Source organism: Pantoea sp. Cy-639 (assembly GCF_011752525.1).
Classification (GTDB): Bacteria; Pseudomonadota; Gammaproteobacteria; order Pseudomonadales; family Pseudomonadaceae; genus Aquipseudomonas.
The window spans coordinates 29,710-47,343 of the sequence record NZ_VWXI01000011.1 but is presented as its reverse complement, the minus strand read 5'-3'; the positions used below and the strand labels follow the sequence as shown (position 1 = coordinate 47,343).

Genomic DNA, 17,634 nt, shown 5'->3' with positions numbered 1-17,634 from the left:
CGATGGAAATGGACATCGGCATGATCCGCGGCCTGGGCACCCTGGTAGTGATGATCGCCTTCATCGGCCTGTCGCTGTGGGTGTTCAACCGTCGCCGCGACCGTGATTTCGCCGAAGCGCGCCTGCTGCCCTTCGTCGACGACCGCCTGCCCCCCGCCGGGCAGGAACCTGCTGCCATGAACGCAGCCGTGAGGAGTAACGGGCAATGACCACCTTCTGGAGTACCTACATCAGTGTACTGACCATCGGCAGCCTGATCGGCCTGACCTGGCTGCTGCTCGGCACCCGCAAGGGCCAGAGCAGCAACACCACCGACCAGACCATGGGCCACAGCTTCGATGGCATCGAGGAGTACGACAACCCGCTGCCGAAATGGTGGTTCTGGCTGTTCGTCGGCACCCTGGTGTTCTCGGTGGGCTACCTGATCCTCTACCCGGGCCTGGGCAACTGGAAAGGCATCCTGCCCGGCTACGAGAACGGTTGGACCCAGGTCGACGAATGGCAGAAAGAAATGGACAAGGCCGACGCCAAGTTCGGCCCGATCTTCGCCAAGTACGCCGCCATGCCCGTTGAGGAAGTGGCCAAGGACCCGCAGGCACTGAAGATGGGCAGCCGCCTGTTCGCCTCCAACTGCGCGGTCTGCCACGGCTCGGACGCCAAGGGCTCGTACGGCTTCCCCAACCTGACCGACAAGGACTGGCGCTGGGGCGGCGAGCCGGAGACCATCAAGGCCACCATCATGAACGGTCGCCACGGCGTGATGCCGGGCTGGTCCACGGTGATCGGCGAGCAGGGCGTGGCCGATGTCGCCGCGTTCGTGCTGACCAACCTCGACGGCCGCAAGCTGCCTGAGGACGCCAAGGCCGACCCGGTCAAGGGCAAGGAGATCTTCGCCAGCAACTGCGTGGCCTGCCACGGCCCCGAAGGCAAGGGCACCCCGGCCATGGGCGCGCCGAACCTGACCCACCCGCAGGCGTTCATCTACGGCTCGAGCTTCGCCCAGCTGCAGCAGACCATCCGCTACGGCCGCCAAGGCCAGATGCCGGCCCAGGCCGACATCCAGGGCAATGACAAGGTGCACCTGCTGGCGGCGTACGTGTACAGCCTGTCGCAGGAGGCGGCGCCGGAAAGCGCAAGCGTCAAGTAACCTCCCCTGTGGGAGCGGGCCCGCCTGCTCCCACAAACCTTCCCGCCAAACCCGCTCCCGCAGCCCTCCCCCGCCTTGCACCCCCTCCGAACGCAACTAAGCTTGTTGCCACAGTGGCTTCGCCCGAAGCGACCGGAGCAGACGTGGTGCCCAGCCTGATACCTCGCCCTCGACTCCGCCCGCCCGGGCCTGCGGCTTTGGGATGACGCCTTGCGTGCCCGTCCCAGCAGGAAAAGCTTGACCGATCGATCAGAAAAACATGGAAAACGGTACACATTACAAATATTTATTTGTGTACAATCGTTCGACCCCAACGCTGCGGGACGGTAGCGCAAAGGGGCTGGACACGGGTCGGCGCAAGTCTTCTTGCGTTGCCATAACCCTGGTGGTTATCGATACTGGCGCCGATTTTCCAACCAACAAGAACACCCAAACCGTGGAACCTTAGAATGAGCACTGCAATCAGTCCGACTGCTTATAACTATAAGGTCGTCCGCCAGTTCGCCATCATGACGGTGGTCTGGGGGATCCTTGGCATGGGGCTCGGCGTCTTCATCGCCTCGCAACTGGTATGGCCCCAGCTGAACCTGGACCTGCCATGGACGAGCTTCGGCCGCCTGCGCCCGCTGCACACCAACCTGGTGATCTTCGCCTTCGGTGGCTGTGCCCTGTTCGGCACCAGCTACTACGTGGTGCAGCGCACCTGCCAGACCCGCCTGATCTCCGACAGCATGGCCGCCTTCACCTTCTGGGGCTGGCAGGCGGTGATCGTCGGCGCGCTGATCACCCTGCCGATGGGCTACACCACCACCAAGGAATACGCCGAGCTCGAATGGCCGCTGGCGATCCTGCTGGCCATCGTCTGGGTCACCTACGCCCTGGTGTTCTTCGGCACCATCGTCAAGCGCAAGACCAAGCACATCTATGTCGGCAACTGGTTCTACGGCGCCTTCATCGTGGTCACCGCGATGCTGCACATCGTCAACCACATCTCGCTGCCGGTGAGCCTGTTCAAGTCGTACTCGGCCTACGCCGGCGCCACCGACGCGATGATCCAGTGGTGGTACGGCCACAACGCCGTGGGCTTCTTCCTCACCACCGGCTTCCTGGGGATGATGTACTACTTCGTGCCCAAGCAGGCCGAACGCCCGATCTATTCCTATCGCCTGTCGATCGTGCACTTCTGGGCGCTGATCACCCTGTACATCTGGGCCGGCCCGCACCACCTGCACTACACCGCCCTGCCCGACTGGGCCCAGTCGCTGGGCATGGTCATGTCGATCATCCTCCTGGCGCCGAGCTGGGGCGGCATGATCAACGGCATGATGACCCTCTCGGGCGCCTGGCATAAGCTGCGCACCGACCCGATCCTGCGCTTCCTGGTGGTGTCCCTGGCCTTCTACGGCATGTCCACCTTCGAAGGCCCGATGATGGCCATCAAGACCGTCAACTCGCTGTCGCACTACACCGACTGGACCATCGGCCACGTGCATGCCGGCGCCCTCGGCTGGGTGGCGATGATCTCCATCGGCGCGGTCTACCACATGATCCCGAAACTCTACGGCCGCGAGCAGATGCACAGCGTCGGCCTGATCAACGCGCACTTCTGGCTGGCCACCATCGGCACCGTGCTGTACATCGCCTCGATGTGGGTCAACGGCATCACCCAGGGTCTGATGTGGCGCGCCATCAACGACGACGGCACCCTCACCTACTCGTTCGTCGAAGCGCTGCAGGCCAGCCACCCGGGCTATATCGTCCGCGCCCTGGGCGGTGCGTTCTTCGCCTCCGGCATGCTGCTGATGGCCTACAACGTGCTGCGCACCGTCCGCGCCGCCAACCCGGCACAGGCTGAGGAAGCCGCCAAGATCGTCGTCGTGGGAGCGCACTGATGAAGCACGAAGCAGTCGAGAAGAACATAGGCCTGCTGGCCTTCTTCATGGTCATCGCCGTGAGCATCGGCGGCCTGACCCAGATCGTCCCGCTGTTCTTCCAGGACGTCACCAACAAGCCGGTCGAAGGCATGAAGCCCCGTACCGCGCTGGAGCTCGAAGGCCGTGACATCTACATCCGCGAAGGCTGCGTCGGCTGCCACTCGCAGATGATCCGTCCGTTCCGCGCCGAGACCGAGCGCTACGGCCACTACTCGGTGGCCGGCGAGAGCGTCTGGGACCACCCGTTCCTGTGGGGCTCCAAGCGTACCGGGCCGGACCTGGCTCGGGTCGGTGGCCGCTACTCGGACGACTGGCACCGCGCCCACCTGTACAACCCGCGCAACGTCGTCCCCGAGTCGAAGATGCCGTCCTACCCCTGGCTGGTGGAGAACAAGCTCGACGGCAAGGACACCGCGAAGAAAATGGAAGTGCTGCGCACCCTCGGCACTCCCTACACCGACGAGGACATCGCCGGCGCGCGCGACGCGGTCAAGGGCAAGACCGAGATGGACGCCATCGTGGCGTACCTGCAAGGCCTTGGCACCCTCATCAAGAGCAAACGGTGACGCTGATGGATATCGGGACGATTCGCGGCCTGGGCACCGTCGTGGTGCTGGTGGCCTTCGTGGGCCTGGCGCTGTGGGTGTTCAACCCGCGGCGCAAGAAGGATTTCGACGAGGCCACGCAGTTGCCGTTCGCGGATGACCCTGAAGCCATCAGGCATGTCGAGCAAGCGAAAGCGCATGAGCGCGCTTCTGGGAGCAAACAGCAATGACAACGTTCTGGAGTCTGTACGTCACCGTACTCACGCTAGGCACCATCTTCGCCCTGACCTGGCTGCTGCTGTCGACCCGCAAGGGCCAGCGCGAGGAGATCACCGACGAGACCGTCGGCCACGCCTTCGACGGCATCGAGGAATACGACAACCCGCTGCCGAAGTGGTGGTTCTGGCTGTTCGTCGGCACCATCGTCTTCGCCCTCGGCTACCTGGTGCTGTACCCGGGCCTGGGCAACTGGAAAGGCATCCTGCCGGGCTATGCCTACCTGGACAACGACAAGCAGACCGAATTCGCCAACGGCCAGCAGGGCTGGACCGGCGTGCACGAGTGGGAAAAGGAGATGGCCAAGGCCGACGCCCGCTTCGGCCCGATCTTCGCCAAGTTCGCCGCCATGCCGCTGGAGGACGTGGCCAAGGACCCGCAGGCACTGAAGATGGGCGCGCGGCTGTTCGCCTCGAACTGCTCGGTGTGCCACGGCTCGGACGCCAAGGGTGCCTACGGTTTCCCCAACCTGACCGACAACGACTGGCGCTGGGGCGGCGAGCCGGAGACCATCAAGACCACCATCATGAACGGCCGCCACGGCGTGATGCCGGGCTGGGGCACGGTGATCGGCGAGCAAGGCGTGGCCGATGTCGCCGCCTTCGTGCTGACCAACCTCGACGGTCGCAAGCTGCCCGAGGACGCCAAGGCCGATCCGGCCAAGGGCCAACAGATCTTCGCCACCAACTGCGTGGCCTGCCACGGCCCCGAAGGCAAGGGCACCCCGGCCATGGGCGCACCGAACCTGACCCACCCGCAGGCGTTCATCTACGGTTCGAGCTTCGCCCAGTTGCAGCAGACCATCCGTTACGGTCGCCAGGGCCAGATGCCGGCCCAGGCGCAGATGCAGGGCAACGACAAGGTCCACCTGCTGGCGGCCTATGTCTACAGCCTGTCGCACCAGGACCCACAGGCGCCGATCCAGGCCGAGTGAGCGGATGACCGAACGTGGGAGCGGGCTTGCCTCGCGAAGGTGTCGAAGCTGACCACACCTTCGCGGCACAAGCCCGCTCCCACCGTCGTTTTGGCGGGGGCAAAAACCGCCGCGCCTGACCTGGATCAATTGACAGTCGCCATATCACGATTCATGCAGGCAACCCAACGCGACGAAGTGTCGCAGCGCAACCCGGGCGCGCCAACACAGGCGTATCATGGGCTGCAGAGCGCTAGCAGAACGCGCGAGACTGCGGCCGGCACGCACTGGTCGCGGCGTTTCTCCACTGCCGTGGGACTTGATGATGAGCAAGCAAATTCCGGTACATGATGTCACCCCGCCTGCCAACAAAGGGAAGGATTCCGTCGACCTCTACGCCTCGCGCGAAAAAATCTACACCCGTGCCTTCACCGGGCTGTTCCGCAGGTTGCGGATGGTCGGCGGCGCCGTGCTGTTCCTGCTCTACTTCGGCACCGTGTGGCTGAACTGGGGCGGTCACCAGGCCGTGTGGTGGAACCTGCCGGAACGCAAGTTCTACATCTTCGGCGCCACCATCTGGCCCCAGGATTTCATCCTGCTTTCAGGCCTGCTGATCGTCGCCGCCTTCGGCCTGTTCTTCATCACCGTCTACGCCGGCCGGGTCTGGTGCGGCTACACCTGCCCGCAGAGCGTGTGGACCTGGGTGTTCATGTGGTGCGAGAAGGTCACCGAGGGTGACCGCAACCAACGCATGAAGCTGGACAAGCAGCCCATGAGCGGCAACAAGTTCCTGCGCAAGTTCGCCAAGCACAGCCTGTGGCTGCTGATCGGCTTCGTCACCGGCATGACCTTCGTCGGCTACTTCTCGCCGATCCGCGAACTGGTCCTGGAGTTCTTCACCGGGCAGGCCGACGGCTGGGCCTACTTCTGGGTCGGTTTCTTCACCCTGGCCACCTACGGTAACGCCGGCTGGCTGCGCGAGCAGGTGTGCGTGTACATGTGCCCCTATGCACGCTTCCAGAGCGTGATGTTCGACAAGGACACCCTGATCGTCTCCTACGACCCGCGCCGCGGCGAAGCCCGTGGCCCGCGCAAGAAGGATATCGACTACAAGGCCAAGGGCCTGGGCGACTGCATCGACTGCACCATGTGCGTGCAGGTCTGCCCCACCGGCATCGACATCCGCGACGGCCTGCAGATCGAGTGCATCGGCTGCGCCGCGTGCATCGACGCCTGCGACGCGATCATGGACAAGATGAACTATCCCAAGGGCCTGATCAGCTACACCACCGAGCACAACCTGTCGGGGCAGAAGACCCACATGCTGCGCCCGCGCCTGATCGGCTACGCCCTGGTGCTGCTGGTGATGATCGGCGCCCTGACCACCGCCTTCGCCACGCGCTCGCTGGTCGGCTTCGACGTCGCCAAGGACCGGGTGCTGTACCGCGAGAATGCCCAGGGACGGATCGAGAACGTCTACAGCCTGAAAGTGATGAACAAGGACCAGCGCGACCACGTCTACGTGCTCGATGCCGCCGGCCTGCCGGACCTGCAGCTCGAAGGCCACCGCGAGATCCGCGTCGCCGCCGGCGATATCGTCAACCTGCCGGTGCAACTGTCGGTCGCCCCGGAGAAACTGCCCTCCACCACCAACGAAATCACCTTCATCCTCAAGGACGCCGACGACAGCGCCAGCCAGGTTGAAGCCAAGAGCCGCTTCATCGGCCCACAGATCCGCTGAGAGAGAACTTCGACAATGCCTGCAGCCACCGCCACCAGCCCCTGGTACAAGCACCTCTGGCCCTGGATCATCATCGGCATCCTGACCACCTCGGTGTGCCTGAGCCTGACCATGGTCAGCATCGCCGTGCGCAACCCGGACAACCTGGTCAACGACAACTACTACGAAGCCGGCAAGGGCATCAACCGCTCGCTGGACCGTGAGCTGCTGGCCCAGACCCTCAACCTCAAGGCCAGCGTCCACCTCGACGAACTGACCGGCGAGGTCGAGGTGCGCCTGACCGGCAACAGCGACCCACAGGCGCTGGAGCTGAACCTGATCTCCCCGACCCAGCCGGACCGCGACCGCAAGGTCCAGCTGACCCGCAGCGAACCAGGCCGCTATGTCGGCCAGCTCGACGACAAGGTCGAGGGACGACGCTTCGTCGAACTGCTGGGTAGCCAGGGCGATCATGTCTGGAGGTTGTTCGAGGAAGAGAAGGTCGAGCACGGCGTGACCCTGCAACTGGGTGACGAGGCCATCCAAGGGGCAGAACACCTGTAGGATCGCCCTTGCATCGCGATGGCGGCACAGCAGCCCCGAGCATGTGACACCACTGGAATGATCGGGGCCGCGCTGCGGCCCATCGCGCAGCAAGGCAGCCCCAGCAGGGTGCTTGCCAGACGATTTGTGTAAGGCCGACGACCGATGACCCACCCCATCCCCTGCTACCACTGCGCCCTGCCCGTCCCCGGCGGTAGTCGCTTCAGCGCCGAAGTTCTCGGCGCCTCCCGGCAGTTCTGCTGCCCGGGCTGCCAGGCGGTGGCCGAGTCGATCGTCGCCGGCGGCCTGGAGCACTATTACCAGCACCGCAGCGACACCAGCGCCAACCCCGAGGCGTTGCCCCGCCAGTTGCAGGACGAACTGGCCCTGTACGACCGCGACGACGTGCAACGCACGTTCGTGCGGCACGAAGGCCCACTGGCCGAAGCCACCCTGCTGGTCGAAGGCATCAGTTGCGCGGCGTGCGGTTGGCTGATCGAGAAACACCTGCGCAACCTGCCCGGCGTCGCCGAGGCGCGCCTGAACCTGTCCAACCATCGTCTGCTGGTGAGCTGGGACGACAGCCTGCTGCCACTGTCCAGGCTGCTCGCCGAACTGCGCCAGATCGGCTACGCCGCCCACCCCTACCAGCCCGACCAGGCCGCCGAGCAGTTGGCCCGGGAAAACCGCAGCGCCCTGCGCCGCCTGGGCGTGGCCGGGCTGCTGTGGTTCCAGGCGATGATGGCGACCATGGCCACCTGGCCGGAATTCAACATCGACCTTTCACCCGAGATGCACACCATCCTGCGCTGGGTCGCGCTGTTCCTCACCATCCCGATCGTGTTCTACAGCTGCGCGCCGTTCTTCAAGGGCGCCGCCCGCGACCTGCGCACTCGCCACCTGACCATGGACGTCTCGGTGTCGCTGGCCATCGCCCTGGCCTTCTGCGCCGGAATCTGGACGGCGGTCACCGGCCATGGCGAACTGTACTTCGATACCGTGGGCATGTTCGCCCTGTTCCTGCTCACCGGCCGCTACCTCGAACGCCGCGCCCGCGAGCGCACGGCAGCGGCCACCGCGCAACTGGTCAACCTGCTGCCGGCTTCGTGCCTGCGCCTGGGCAGCGACGGCCAGGCCGAACGCATCCTGCTCGGCGAGCTCAAGTGCGGCGACCATGTGCAGGTGCTGCCGGGCGCGGTGATCCCGGCCGACGGCCGCATCGTCGATGGCCGCTCCAGCGTCGATGAGTCGCTGCTCACCGGCGAATACCTGCCCCTGCCGCGCCGCAGCGGCGACCGGGTCACCGGCGGCACCCTGAACGTCGAGAGTGCGCTCACCGTCGAGGTCCAGGCCCTGGGCCACGACTCGCGCCTGTCGGCCATCGTCCGCCTGCTGGAACGGGCACAATCGGAAAAACCGCGGCTGGCTGAAATCGCCGATCGGGCCTCGCAATGGTTCCTGCTGTTCAGCCTGGTGGCCGCCGTGGTGATCGGCTTAGTCTGGTGGCAGCTCGATGCTTCCCGGGCATTCTGGATCGTCCTCGCCATGCTGGTCGCCACCTGCCCCTGCGCCCTGTCGCTGGCCACTCCCACCGCCCTCACCGCCGCCACCGGCACCCTGCACCGGCTTGGCCTGCTGGTGACCCGCGGGCACGTACTGGAGGGTCTCAACCAGATCGACACGGTGATCTTCGACAAGACCGGCACCCTGACCGAAGGGCGCCTCGCCCTGCGCAGCATCCGTCCACTGGGTCGGCTCGACAGCGACCAGTGCCTGGCCCTGGCCGCCGCCCTCGAGAACCGCTCCGAGCACCCGATCGCCCGCGCCTTCGGGCGTGCCGCGCGGCCGGCCGACAGCGTCAGCGCCGTTGCCGGCCTGGGCCTGGAGGGCGAACTGGACGGCGAACGCCTGCGCATCGGCCAGGCAGCCTTCGCCTGCGCCCTGAGCAACGCCGAAGTGCCAGCAGTACCGGAGCAGCGCGGTCAGTGGCTGCTGCTCGGCGACCGCCAGGGCCCACTGGCCTGGTTCGGCCTGGATGACCGCTTGCGCGAGGATGCCTTCGACCTGGTCGCAGCCTGCAAGGCCCGTGGTTGGCAGACCCTGCTGCTGTCCGGCGACAGCTCGCCGATGGTGACCGAGGTCGCCGCGCAACTGGGCATCGACCAGGCGGTCGGCGGCCTGCGCCCGGACGACAAGCTCGCCCGCCTGAAAGCCCTGCAGGCCGAGGGGCGCAAGGTGCTGATGCTCGGCGACGGCGTGAACGATGTGCCGGTGCTGGCCGCTGCCGACATCAGCATCGCCATGGGCAGCGCCACCGACCTGGCCAAGACCAGCGCCGATGCCGTGCTGCTGTCCAACCGCCTGCAGGCGCTGGTGCAGGCCTTCGAGCTGGCCCGGCGCACGCGTCGCAACATTGTCGAGAACCTGCTCTGGGCGACCCTGTACAATGGCCTGATGTTGCCGTTCGCCGCGCTCGGCTGGATCACCCCAGTGTGGGCCGCCGTGGGCATGTCGATCAGTTCGCTGGTCGTCGTGCTCAATGCCCTGCGCCTGACCCGGCAACCCGGTCTGCCGGCCACCGCCGGCCACGCCGAACCCGCCACGGCCTGAGCAGGAGACCGCCAATGCCCGCCCTCTACATCATGATTCCCGCCGCCCTGCTGCTGGTCGGCGTTGCCGTGTACATCTTCTTCTGGGCAGTGGACAGCGGCCAGTACGACGACCTGGAAAGCCCGGCCCACAGCATCCTGTTCGACGATCAGGACCCACGCCACCAGGCCGCCGTGAACCGCGAAGAGGCCAGCGCCGAAGACAAGGACCCGTCCCCACGTGCCTGAGCTGATTCCCTTGCTTGGCTCGGCGCTGGTGCTCGGCCTGCTCGGGGGCGGCCACTGTCTGGGCATGTGCGGCGGCCTGATGGGCGCCCTCACCCTGGCCATCCCCCCCGAACAACGCGGTCGACGCCTGCGCCTGCTGCTGGCCTACAACCTCGGGCGCATCCTCAGCTACGCCGCCGCCGGCCTGCTGCTGGGCCTGGCCGGCGTGGCCCTGGCCAGCAGCCCGCTGGCAACCGGCCTGCGCATTGTCGCGGCACTGCTGCTGATCGCCATGGGCCTGTACCTGGCCGGCTGGTGGAGCGGCCTGACCCGCATCGAGGCCCTCGGCCGCGGCCTGTGGCGCCACGTGCAACCGCTGGCGACCCGCCTGCTACCGGTGTCCAGCCTGCCCCGCGCCCTGCTGCTCGGTGCCCTGTGGGGCTGGCTGCCCTGCGGCCTGGTGTACAGCACCCTGCTGTGGGCCGCGAGCCAGGGCGATGCCCTGCACAGTGCGGCATTGATGCTGGCATTCGGCCTCGGCACCTGGCCGGTACTGCTGGCCACCGGGCTGGCCGCCGAACGGGTCGGCAGCCTGTTGCGCAAGCGCGGCGTGCGCATGGCCGGGGGCGTGCTGGTGATCCTGTTCGGCCTGTGGACCTTGCCTGGGCCACACCAGCACTGGCTCATGGGGCACTGAAGCCCGCGCCAGCGTCGAAGTGTCCTGACGCCATCCAGGTGAGTCCTACCCTCCATGGACTCACCCGCACAAGGAATCCCCATGCCCTTTCCCCACTGGATCGCCCTGCTCCTGCTCGGCCTCGGCTACCTCCTCGCACTGACCCATGGCAGCCTCGGACTGCTCGCCCTGCCAAGCTTGCTCGCGCTGTTCTGCAGCGGCCTGCTGGTGCGCCGCCAGGTGCGCTGGCAACAGACGCTCGGCCACCTGCTGTTCATCGTCCTCGCCATCGCCCTGGCGCTGCACTGGCTGCCCGGCTTCCACGGCGCCAGGGTGATCGACAAGGCGGTGCTCAGCGAAGGCGCGGTGCCGTTCTCCATGTACCTGAACCTCGACAAACCGCTGATCGGCGTCTGGCTGCTGCTGGCCTGCCCCTGGCTGGTGATGCTGCGCGGACGAGGCCTGGCCATGAGCCTGGGGCTGATCCTGCCGCTCACCCTGCTCGCCTGCCTGGGCGGCGCCTGGACCCTGGGCCTGGTGGCGTGGGCGCCGAAATGGCCTGACCAGGCCTGGCTCTGGCTGGCCAACAACCTGTTGCTGGTGAGCCTGACCGAAGAGTTGCTGTTCCGCGGCTACATCCAGGGCGGCCTGCAACGTCTGTTCAAGCATGAGGGGCTGGCGCTGCTGCTGGCCGCGCTGCTATTTGGCCTGGCGCACCTGGCCGGCGGCTGGCAATGGTTCTACCTGGCCACCCTGGCCGGGGTGGGGTATGGTCTGGCCTACCGCCATGGCGGACTGGCAGCAGCTGTGCTGTGCCATGCCTGCGTCAACCTGGCGCATTTCGCCGTCTTCACCTATCCGATGCTGGCCCTCGCTTGAACAATCGGTCATGATCCGACCTGATCGTCATTATTCATAAAGAAAACTGCAATATTGGCGGCAACTTACGCGATCAGGCCGGCTTCACCTAGTGCAGCCGCGCCGATCACGCCTTGCCCCAGATCAATGCAAGTTAAATATTCATTCAATAAAACCAAAGGCTTGCCGATACCCGTCGAAAGCCTTGCGGATTGAACAGCCAATGCGTAACAACCAGCCGATTACCCAGAGAGAACGGACTTTCCCTGCCCAGCAGCGGTTGATCTCGACCACCAATGCCAAAGGCGTGATCACCTACTGCAACGATGCCTTCATCGAGATCAGCGGTTTCTCCCGCGAGGAACTCATGGGTGCGCCACACAATCTCGTGCGCCATCCCGACGTACCGCCAGCCGTGTTCGCCCATATGTGGCAGACCCTCAAGCAGGGCCTGCCGTGGATGGGTATCGTCAAGAACCGCTGCAAGTCCGGCGACCACTACTGGGTCAATGCCTACGTCACCCCGGTGTTCGACAGCAACCAGGTGATCGGCTACGAGTCGGTACGGGTCAAGCCCACCGCCGAGCAGATCCGTCGCGCCGAAGCGCTGTACCAGCGCATCAACCAGGGCAAGTCGGCCATTCCGAAACGTGACAAGTGGCTGCCGGTGCTGCAGGACTGGCTGCCGTTCATCCTGGTCAGCCAGATCGGCTTCCTGATCGGCAATTGGCTCGGCCATTCCTGGGGCTTCGCCCTGGCCGCCGGCCTGTCGGTCCCGCTGGGCCTGCTCGGCCTGAGCTGGCAACAGCGCGGCCTCAAGCGCCTGCTGCGCCTGGCCGAACAGACCACTTCAGACCCATTGATCGCACAGATGTACACCGACAGCCGCGGTGTCCAGGCACGCCTGGAAATGGCCATGCTCAGCCAGGACGCACGGATGAAGACTTGCCTGACCCGCCTGCAGGACAGCGCCGAGCAGCTCAGCGACCAGGCTCGCCAGTCCGACGCCCTGGCCCACCAGAGCTCCTCGGGCCTCGAACGCCAGCGGGTGGAAACCGAGCAGGTCGCCGCCGCCGTCAACCAGATGGCCGCCACCACCCAGGAAGTGGCCAACCATGTGCAGCGCACCGCCGATGCGACCCAGGAAGCCAATCGCCTGACCAGCCAGGGCCGCAACATCGCCGGCGAAACCCGCGACGCCATCGAGCGCCTGTCGGCGGCCGTGGGCGAGACCGGCCTGACCGTCACCCAGCTGGCCAAGGACAGCGACGAGATCGGCGGCGTGGTCGACGTGATCAAGGGCATTGCCGACCAGACCAACCTGCTGGCGCTCAACGCCGCCATCGAAGCAGCCCGCGCCGGCGAGATGGGGCGTGGCTTTGCCGTGGTCGCCGATGAAGTGCGCCAGCTGGCCCAGCGCACCGCCGAATCGACCGGACAGATCCACGGCCTGATCGCCAAGTTGCAGCAGACCGCCAACAATGCCGTGCAGACCATGGAAACAGGTCACCGCCAGGCCCAGGAAGGCGTCGAACGGGTGATGGAGGCCGACCAGGCACTGGTCGGCATCAGCGAAGCGGTGGCCAACATCACCGACATGGCGACCCAGATCGCCGCCGCCACCGAGGAGCAGACCGCGGTGGCCGAGGAGATCAGCCGCAACATCAGCACCATCGCCGACCTCGCTGACCAGACCGCCGGCCAGGCCCAGCGTTCGGCGCTGCTCAGCGAAGAACTGACCAACACCGCAGGTACCCAGTACTCGCTGGTCGAACGCTTCAACCGCTGATCGACGACCCAACCTCGCGGGGCAAGCCCGCCCCACAGCGTGCATGGCTGTAGGGCAGGCTTGCCCCGCGAGGCGTTTTACCAGTCCAGTTTCAGGCGGCTTTCGAAATAGCGCGTCTCACCTGTCAGCGGATCCACGAAACGCAGGCTCTGGGCCAACAGCTTCAAGGGCCGCGTGTAATCATCCTGCTCGCTGGCCAGTCGTGGATAGAACGGATCGTTGCAGATCCCCGCCCCCAGCGCCGCCATGTGCACCCGCAACTGGTGGGTCTTGCCTGTCACTGGCGACAGTCCGTAACGCCACAATTCACCCTGCTTCTCCAGCACGCAGGCATGGGTCTCGCTGTTATCCACCCCCTCGACCTCATGCATGCGGAAGAACGGCTCGCCATGCACCAGGCGACTGCGGTGCACCAACGGGAAGGTGTGCTGGGGCAAGGCCGCAGCGATGGCCTGGTAACGCTTGTCGATGCGCCGCTCGGGAAACAGTCGCTGATACGCGCCGCGGCTGTCGGGGTTGGCCGAGAACAGCACCAACCCGGCGGTATGCCGGTCGATACGGTGCAGCGGCACCAGGTGCGGGTTATCCAGGCGCCGGATCAGGCGACGTAGCAGCGTCTGCTCGACGTATTCGCCCGTAGGTGTCACCGGGAGGAAATGCGGCTTGTCTGCCACCACCAGATGCGCGTCGACATGCAGGATGTCCTCCTGTACGGGGATCGGCTTCTCGTTGGGCACCTCGCGGAAGTAATGCAGGCGCATGCCTCTGCGGTAGGGAAGATCGGCTGCGATCGCCTGCCCCTGGGCGTCGAGCACCCGGCCGCGGGCGAAACGGTCGAGCCACTGCGTGCGGTCGATACCCTTGAAGTGGTCACACAGGCAATCAAGCACCGTCGTCCATTGCCCTGGCGGCAGGCATACGGTGCTGGCTTGCTGGCGGGCGGGGTCGAAAGGCGTGGTCATCGTCGGGCTCGATCTGGCGGGGCGGGCATTATCCCCTACCCCGTCCCCGTCAACCAGCCTCGCAGGCCGGCTCGCAGCGCGCCTTGAGCCAGCGCAGCACCTGCACCGCCTCCCAGCGGCCGGGGTCGTACAACGCATAGCTCATGCCCTGGTAGCCGACCACATCCAGCGGACGATGGTAACCAGCGCGTTGGAACAGCGCCTCGATCTCGGCGAAACACGTGTTGAAATGGACCTTGCCGAACGGCGTGCACTCGTCGGTGACGATGCCGTCGAGGCGCAGCTCGAGCACGGCGTCGCACACACGCTCTGGTGCCATGTGGTTGATGCTGTACTTGAGTTGCTCGACATTGAGCATGGCGTTACCTCGATACTGTATTTATATACAGCATACGGAGCATGCCACACCGCCGTCAATGCACGACTCAGCCGAGGAAGGCTGCCACCTGTTCGGCGTCGAACGGCCACCCCAGCTCGGCACCGGTATCGCAGCGACGCAATACCGGGATACTCAAGCCGTAGCGCTCGAACAACGCCTCGCTGTCAGCGATATCAACCAGCTCGACCAACAGGCCGTGCTCGACGAACGGCATCAGCACAGCCTCGGCGACTTCGCACAAGTGGCACCCAAGGGTGCCGAACAATTGGGTTTCCGGGAGCATGCGGACATCCATAAAGCGCATGAGTGGATGCTCATTCTAGGTCCGCGCCGGCCATCGCGCACCTGACCTGGCTCAATCCTGGCCGGTGGCGCCAATTCGCTGCCGTCACGGATCGCTGCCAGGTCACTGCTTCACGCAGGTCGGCGGCTTTTTTCTTGGGTTTGCCGTGGATTGGGTTAAGGTTTATCGGTAGCGGCCCGGTCGGCGCAGTTTTTCACCGCGCATGCTCACCGGCACGCGTCACTGAACCTTCCGCGCTCACCGTCACTCGAAACAGCCATACACACCTCACAGGGAGTAGCACCTTCATGGCCAGCAAATCGGCAAAGACCGCACAAGAGACTCTGATGGCTGACTTCCAGGCCCTGGTTCGCGACACCGAAAAACTGCTCGCCGACACCGCCAACCTGGCGGGCGACCAGGCCGACGAGCTGCGCGAACAGATCCACGACCGCCTCAGCCAGGCCCGGGAAACCCTGCAACTCACCCAGGACTCGGTGCGCCAGCGTGGCCAGGCCGCCCTCGGCAGTGCCGAACAGTATGTGCAGGAGAACCCCTGGCAGGCCATCGGCATCGCCGCCGGCGTCGGCCTGCTGATCGGCCTGCTGGCCAAGCGCTGAGGAGCGGCCATGGACAACGACGCCACCCCGGGCAGCGCCGCCACCGGCAGACGCCTGGGCGCCGCCGTGCTGGGGCTGTTGCACAGCCATATCGAGCTGTTCGGCATCGAACTTCAGGAGCAGAAAGCCCGCACGCTCAGCCTGCTGCTGTTCGCCGGGCTGGCACTGGTCTTCGCCTTGCTGCTGCTGACGGCCCTCTCCGGGCTGCTGCTGGTGCTGCTCTGGGACAGCTATCGACTGGCCGGCATCATCGGCCTGTGCGCGTTCTACGGGCTGGCCGCGCTGTACTGCGCCCTGCGCCTGAAGCGCGCGGTATTCGACGAGTCCTCGCCCTTCGGTGCCACGCTCGAAGAGCTGGCCAAGGATCGGGAGCGCCTGCTGCCATGAGCCTGCCGCAATTGCCAGACACGCGTAACCCACGGGAACTGCGCAAGGCGCTGTTGCGCCTGCGCATGGAAATGCACCGTCAACAGATCCGCCACGAATCCACCCAGTTGCTCGAACCGGTACGCCGCCTGCGTGGCATGGGCAGCTCGTTCGGCGAAGGGCTGGGGATCAAGCACGGCTCCTTGTGGGGGCTGGGCGCCATCGTCGCGCTGGGCTTTCTTACCGGCAAGGGCGCGCGCAGCGGCAATCTCGCTCGCCTGGTACGCCTGGGGACCAGCCTGGTGCCACTGATCCGCCTGCTTCTGGGCAGCGGTCGACGCCCCTGAGCAACGGGCGCACCCTTGCCAGGGCGCGCCCGACACAGGAAGCTATGGCCATTCGACCATGGGAGATTCCGCCTTGGACTGGCATACCCTGCTGACCCGCGAACGCCTGGGCAAAGCCCTCTCCAGCTCCGAAGAGCTAGGCCGCAGCACCTTCCACAAAGACCACGACCGCATCATCTTCTCTGGCGCCTTTCGCCGCCTGGGGCGCAAGACCCAGGTCCATCCGGTCACCAGCAACGATCACATCCACACACGCCTGACCCATTCCCTGGAAGTCAGCTGTGTCGGTCGTTCGCTGGGCATGCGCGTTGGCGAGACCCTGCGCGACAGCCTCCCTGACTGGTGCGCACCCAGCGACCTGGGGATGATCGTGCAGTCCGCCTGCCTGGCCCATGACATCGGCAACCCACCGTTCGGCCACTCCGGCGAAGACGCCATCCGCCACTGGTTCCAGCAGGCCGCCGGGCGTGGCTGGCTGGACGACATGAGCGACGACCAGCGCGCCGACTTCCTCAACTTCGAAGGCAACGCCCAGGGTTTTCGCGTGCTCACCCAGCTCGAGTATCACCAGTTCGATGGCGGCATGCGCCTAACCTACGCCACCCTCGGCACCTACCTCAAATACCCCTGGACTTCCCGCCACGCTGACGCCCTGGGCTACAAGAAACACAAGTTCGGCTGCTACCAGAGCGAACACGGTCTGCTCGGGCAGATCGCCGGCAAGCTAGGGCTGCCGCAACTCGAGCACCAGCGCTGGGCTCGGCATCCGCTGGTGTACCTGATGGAGGCCGCCGACGATATCTGCTACGCCCTCATCGACCTCGAGGACGGCCTGGAGATGGACCTGCTGCAGTACGCCGAAGTCGAGGCGCTGCTGCTCGACCTGGTCGTCGACGACCTGCCAGAAACCTACCGACAGCTGGGCCCGCTCGACTCGCGCCGGCGCAAGCTGGCGATCCTGCGTGGCAAGGCTATCGAGCACCTGACCAATGCCGCGGCCCAGGCATTCGTCGAGCAGCACAAGACCTTGCTCGCCGGCCAGTTGGCCGGCGACCTGGTCGAGCACATGCATGGTCCGGCCAAGCGCTGCGTGCTGCGAGCCAAGGACATGGCACGCAAGAAGATCTTCCAGGACAAGCGCAAGACCCTCCACGAGATCGGCGCCTATACCACCCTCGAAGTGCTCCTCAACACGTTCTGTGGGGCAGCCCTGGAACAGCATGGCGGGCGCACGCCGTCGTTCAAGAGTCGGCGCGTGCTCGACCTGATCGGCAATAACGCGCCCAGCCCGCACGAGTCGCTGCATGCCGCCTTCCTGCGCATGATCGACTTCATCGCCGGAATGACCGACAGCTACGCCAGCGAGATGGCCTGCGAGATGACCGGACGCTCGAGCCCTACCTGAACCAGACGTGACCACGGGTGATGAATGTCCATCACCCGATTAGTCTGTAAGAAAG

Annotated in this window: 20 protein-coding genes; 17 read left to right on the top strand and 3 right to left on the bottom strand. The window is 65.6% G+C overall.

Annotated elements, in window-relative coordinates:
• Window positions 1-2: 2 nt before the first annotated feature.
• The 13 genes from F3J43_RS14820 (at window position 3) to F3J43_RS14760 (ending at window position 13,217) form a co-directional block, all read left to right on the top strand.
• Complete coding sequence (locus F3J43_RS14820) at window positions 3-209, top strand: cbb3-type cytochrome c oxidase subunit 3 (protein WP_166887706.1); 207 nt, start codon at window positions 3-5, stop codon at window positions 207-209.
• Window positions 206-1,147, top strand: a complete 942-nt coding sequence (gene ccoP, locus F3J43_RS14815) for a cytochrome-c oxidase, cbb3-type subunit III (protein WP_166887704.1) — start codon at window positions 206-208, stop codon at window positions 1,145-1,147. The genes F3J43_RS14820 and ccoP (F3J43_RS14815) overlap by 4 nt, the downstream gene beginning before the upstream one ends.
• Before the next feature lie 449 nt (window positions 1,148-1,596).
• Window positions 1,597-3,039: a cytochrome-c oxidase, cbb3-type subunit I gene (gene ccoN / locus F3J43_RS14810; protein WP_166887702.1), complete on the top strand. Its 1,443-nt coding sequence runs from the start codon at window positions 1,597-1,599 to the stop codon at window positions 3,037-3,039.
• Window positions 3,039-3,647 (top strand): cytochrome-c oxidase, cbb3-type subunit II, encoded by a 609-nt coding sequence (gene ccoO / locus F3J43_RS14805; protein WP_166887700.1) that lies wholly within the window; start codon window positions 3,039-3,041, stop codon window positions 3,645-3,647. Before ccoN ends, ccoO begins: the two co-directional genes overlap by 1 nt.
• 5 nt (window positions 3,648-3,652) lie before the next feature.
• A complete protein-coding gene (locus tag F3J43_RS14800; RefSeq protein ID WP_166888069.1) occupies window positions 3,653-3,856 on the top strand; it encodes a cbb3-type cytochrome oxidase subunit 3 in 204 nt (67 codons plus the stop codon).
• Window positions 3,853-4,836 (top strand): cytochrome-c oxidase, cbb3-type subunit III, encoded by a 984-nt coding sequence (gene ccoP, locus F3J43_RS14795; RefSeq protein ID WP_166887697.1) that lies wholly within the window; start codon window positions 3,853-3,855, stop codon window positions 4,834-4,836. Before F3J43_RS14800 ends, ccoP (F3J43_RS14795) begins: the two co-directional genes overlap by 4 nt.
• 304 nt (window positions 4,837-5,140) lie before the next feature.
• Window positions 5,141-6,556 carry a cytochrome c oxidase accessory protein CcoG gene (gene ccoG, locus F3J43_RS14790; protein WP_166887695.1) on the top strand — a complete coding sequence of 472 codons (1,416 nt, stop codon included), beginning with the start codon at window positions 5,141-5,143 and terminating at the stop codon, window positions 6,554-6,556.
• A gap of 15 nt (window positions 6,557-6,571) precedes the next feature.
• A complete protein-coding gene (locus F3J43_RS14785; RefSeq protein WP_166887693.1) occupies window positions 6,572-7,099 on the top strand; it encodes a FixH family protein in 528 nt (175 codons plus the stop codon).
• Window positions 7,100-7,243: 144 nt separating this feature from the next.
• Window positions 7,244-9,688: a heavy metal translocating P-type ATPase gene (locus F3J43_RS14780; RefSeq protein WP_166887691.1), complete on the top strand. Its 2,445-nt coding sequence runs from the start codon at window positions 7,244-7,246 to the stop codon at window positions 9,686-9,688.
• A 14-nt stretch (window positions 9,689-9,702) separates the two neighbouring features.
• Window positions 9,703-9,915, top strand: coding sequence for a cbb3-type cytochrome oxidase assembly protein CcoS (gene ccoS, locus F3J43_RS14775; protein ID WP_166887689.1), 213 nt, complete (start codon window positions 9,703-9,705; stop codon window positions 9,913-9,915).
• Window positions 9,908-10,591, top strand: a complete 684-nt coding sequence (locus F3J43_RS14770; RefSeq protein ID WP_166887687.1) for a sulfite exporter TauE/SafE family protein — start codon at window positions 9,908-9,910, stop codon at window positions 10,589-10,591. Before ccoS ends, F3J43_RS14770 begins: the two co-directional genes overlap by 8 nt.
• Before the next feature lie 81 nt (window positions 10,592-10,672).
• Window positions 10,673-11,449 (top strand): CPBP family intramembrane glutamic endopeptidase, encoded by a 777-nt coding sequence (locus F3J43_RS14765; protein WP_166887684.1) that lies wholly within the window; start codon window positions 10,673-10,675, stop codon window positions 11,447-11,449.
• Window positions 11,450-11,651: 202 nt separating this feature from the next.
• A complete protein-coding gene (locus tag F3J43_RS14760) occupies window positions 11,652-13,217 on the top strand; it encodes a methyl-accepting chemotaxis protein (RefSeq protein WP_166887681.1) in 1,566 nt (521 codons plus the stop codon).
• Window positions 13,218-13,294: 77 nt separating this feature from the next.
• Here the strand turns inward: F3J43_RS14760 and F3J43_RS14755 are convergent, their stop codons facing one another.
• The 3 genes from F3J43_RS14755 to F3J43_RS14745 all read right to left on the bottom strand — a co-directional run bounded on the left by F3J43_RS14755 (window position 13,295) and on the right by F3J43_RS14745 (window position 14,841).
• Complete coding sequence (locus F3J43_RS14755) at window positions 13,295-14,179, bottom strand: pseudouridine synthase (protein ID WP_166887678.1); 885 nt, start codon at window positions 14,177-14,179, stop codon at window positions 13,295-13,297.
• Between the two features lie 49 nt (window positions 14,180-14,228).
• Window positions 14,229-14,537 (bottom strand): transcriptional regulator, encoded by a 309-nt coding sequence (locus F3J43_RS14750; protein WP_166887673.1) that lies wholly within the window; start codon window positions 14,535-14,537, stop codon window positions 14,229-14,231.
• Window positions 14,538-14,604: 67 nt separating this feature from the next.
• Complete coding sequence (locus tag F3J43_RS14745; protein WP_166887670.1) at window positions 14,605-14,841, bottom strand: glutaredoxin family protein; 237 nt, start codon at window positions 14,839-14,841, stop codon at window positions 14,605-14,607.
• A gap of 347 nt (window positions 14,842-15,188) precedes the next feature.
• On the opposite strand from F3J43_RS14745, the gene F3J43_RS14740 reads away from it, so the two are divergent.
• From F3J43_RS14740 to F3J43_RS14725, 4 genes are read left to right on the top strand one after another with little or no spacing between them, the layout of a single operon-like run.
• On the top strand, window positions 15,189-15,461 hold the full coding sequence (locus F3J43_RS14740) for an ElaB/YgaM/YqjD family protein (RefSeq protein ID WP_286184621.1): 273 nt from the start codon (window positions 15,189-15,191) through the stop codon (window positions 15,459-15,461).
• A 9-nt stretch (window positions 15,462-15,470) separates the two neighbouring features.
• Complete coding sequence (locus F3J43_RS14735) at window positions 15,471-15,848, top strand: phage holin family protein (protein ID WP_166887665.1); 378 nt, start codon at window positions 15,471-15,473, stop codon at window positions 15,846-15,848.
• The gene (locus tag F3J43_RS14730; protein WP_166887661.1) at window positions 15,845-16,174 is read left to right on the top strand and encodes a hypothetical protein; all 330 of its coding nucleotides are present in this window, start codon (window positions 15,845-15,847) and stop codon (window positions 16,172-16,174) included. The genes F3J43_RS14735 and F3J43_RS14730 overlap by 4 nt, the downstream gene beginning before the upstream one ends.
• A gap of 58 nt (window positions 16,175-16,232) precedes the next feature.
• Window positions 16,233-17,579 (top strand): deoxyguanosinetriphosphate triphosphohydrolase, encoded by a 1,347-nt coding sequence (locus tag F3J43_RS14725; RefSeq protein WP_205297879.1) that lies wholly within the window; start codon window positions 16,233-16,235, stop codon window positions 17,577-17,579.
• The last annotated feature ends 55 nt before the right edge of the window (window positions 17,580-17,634 follow it).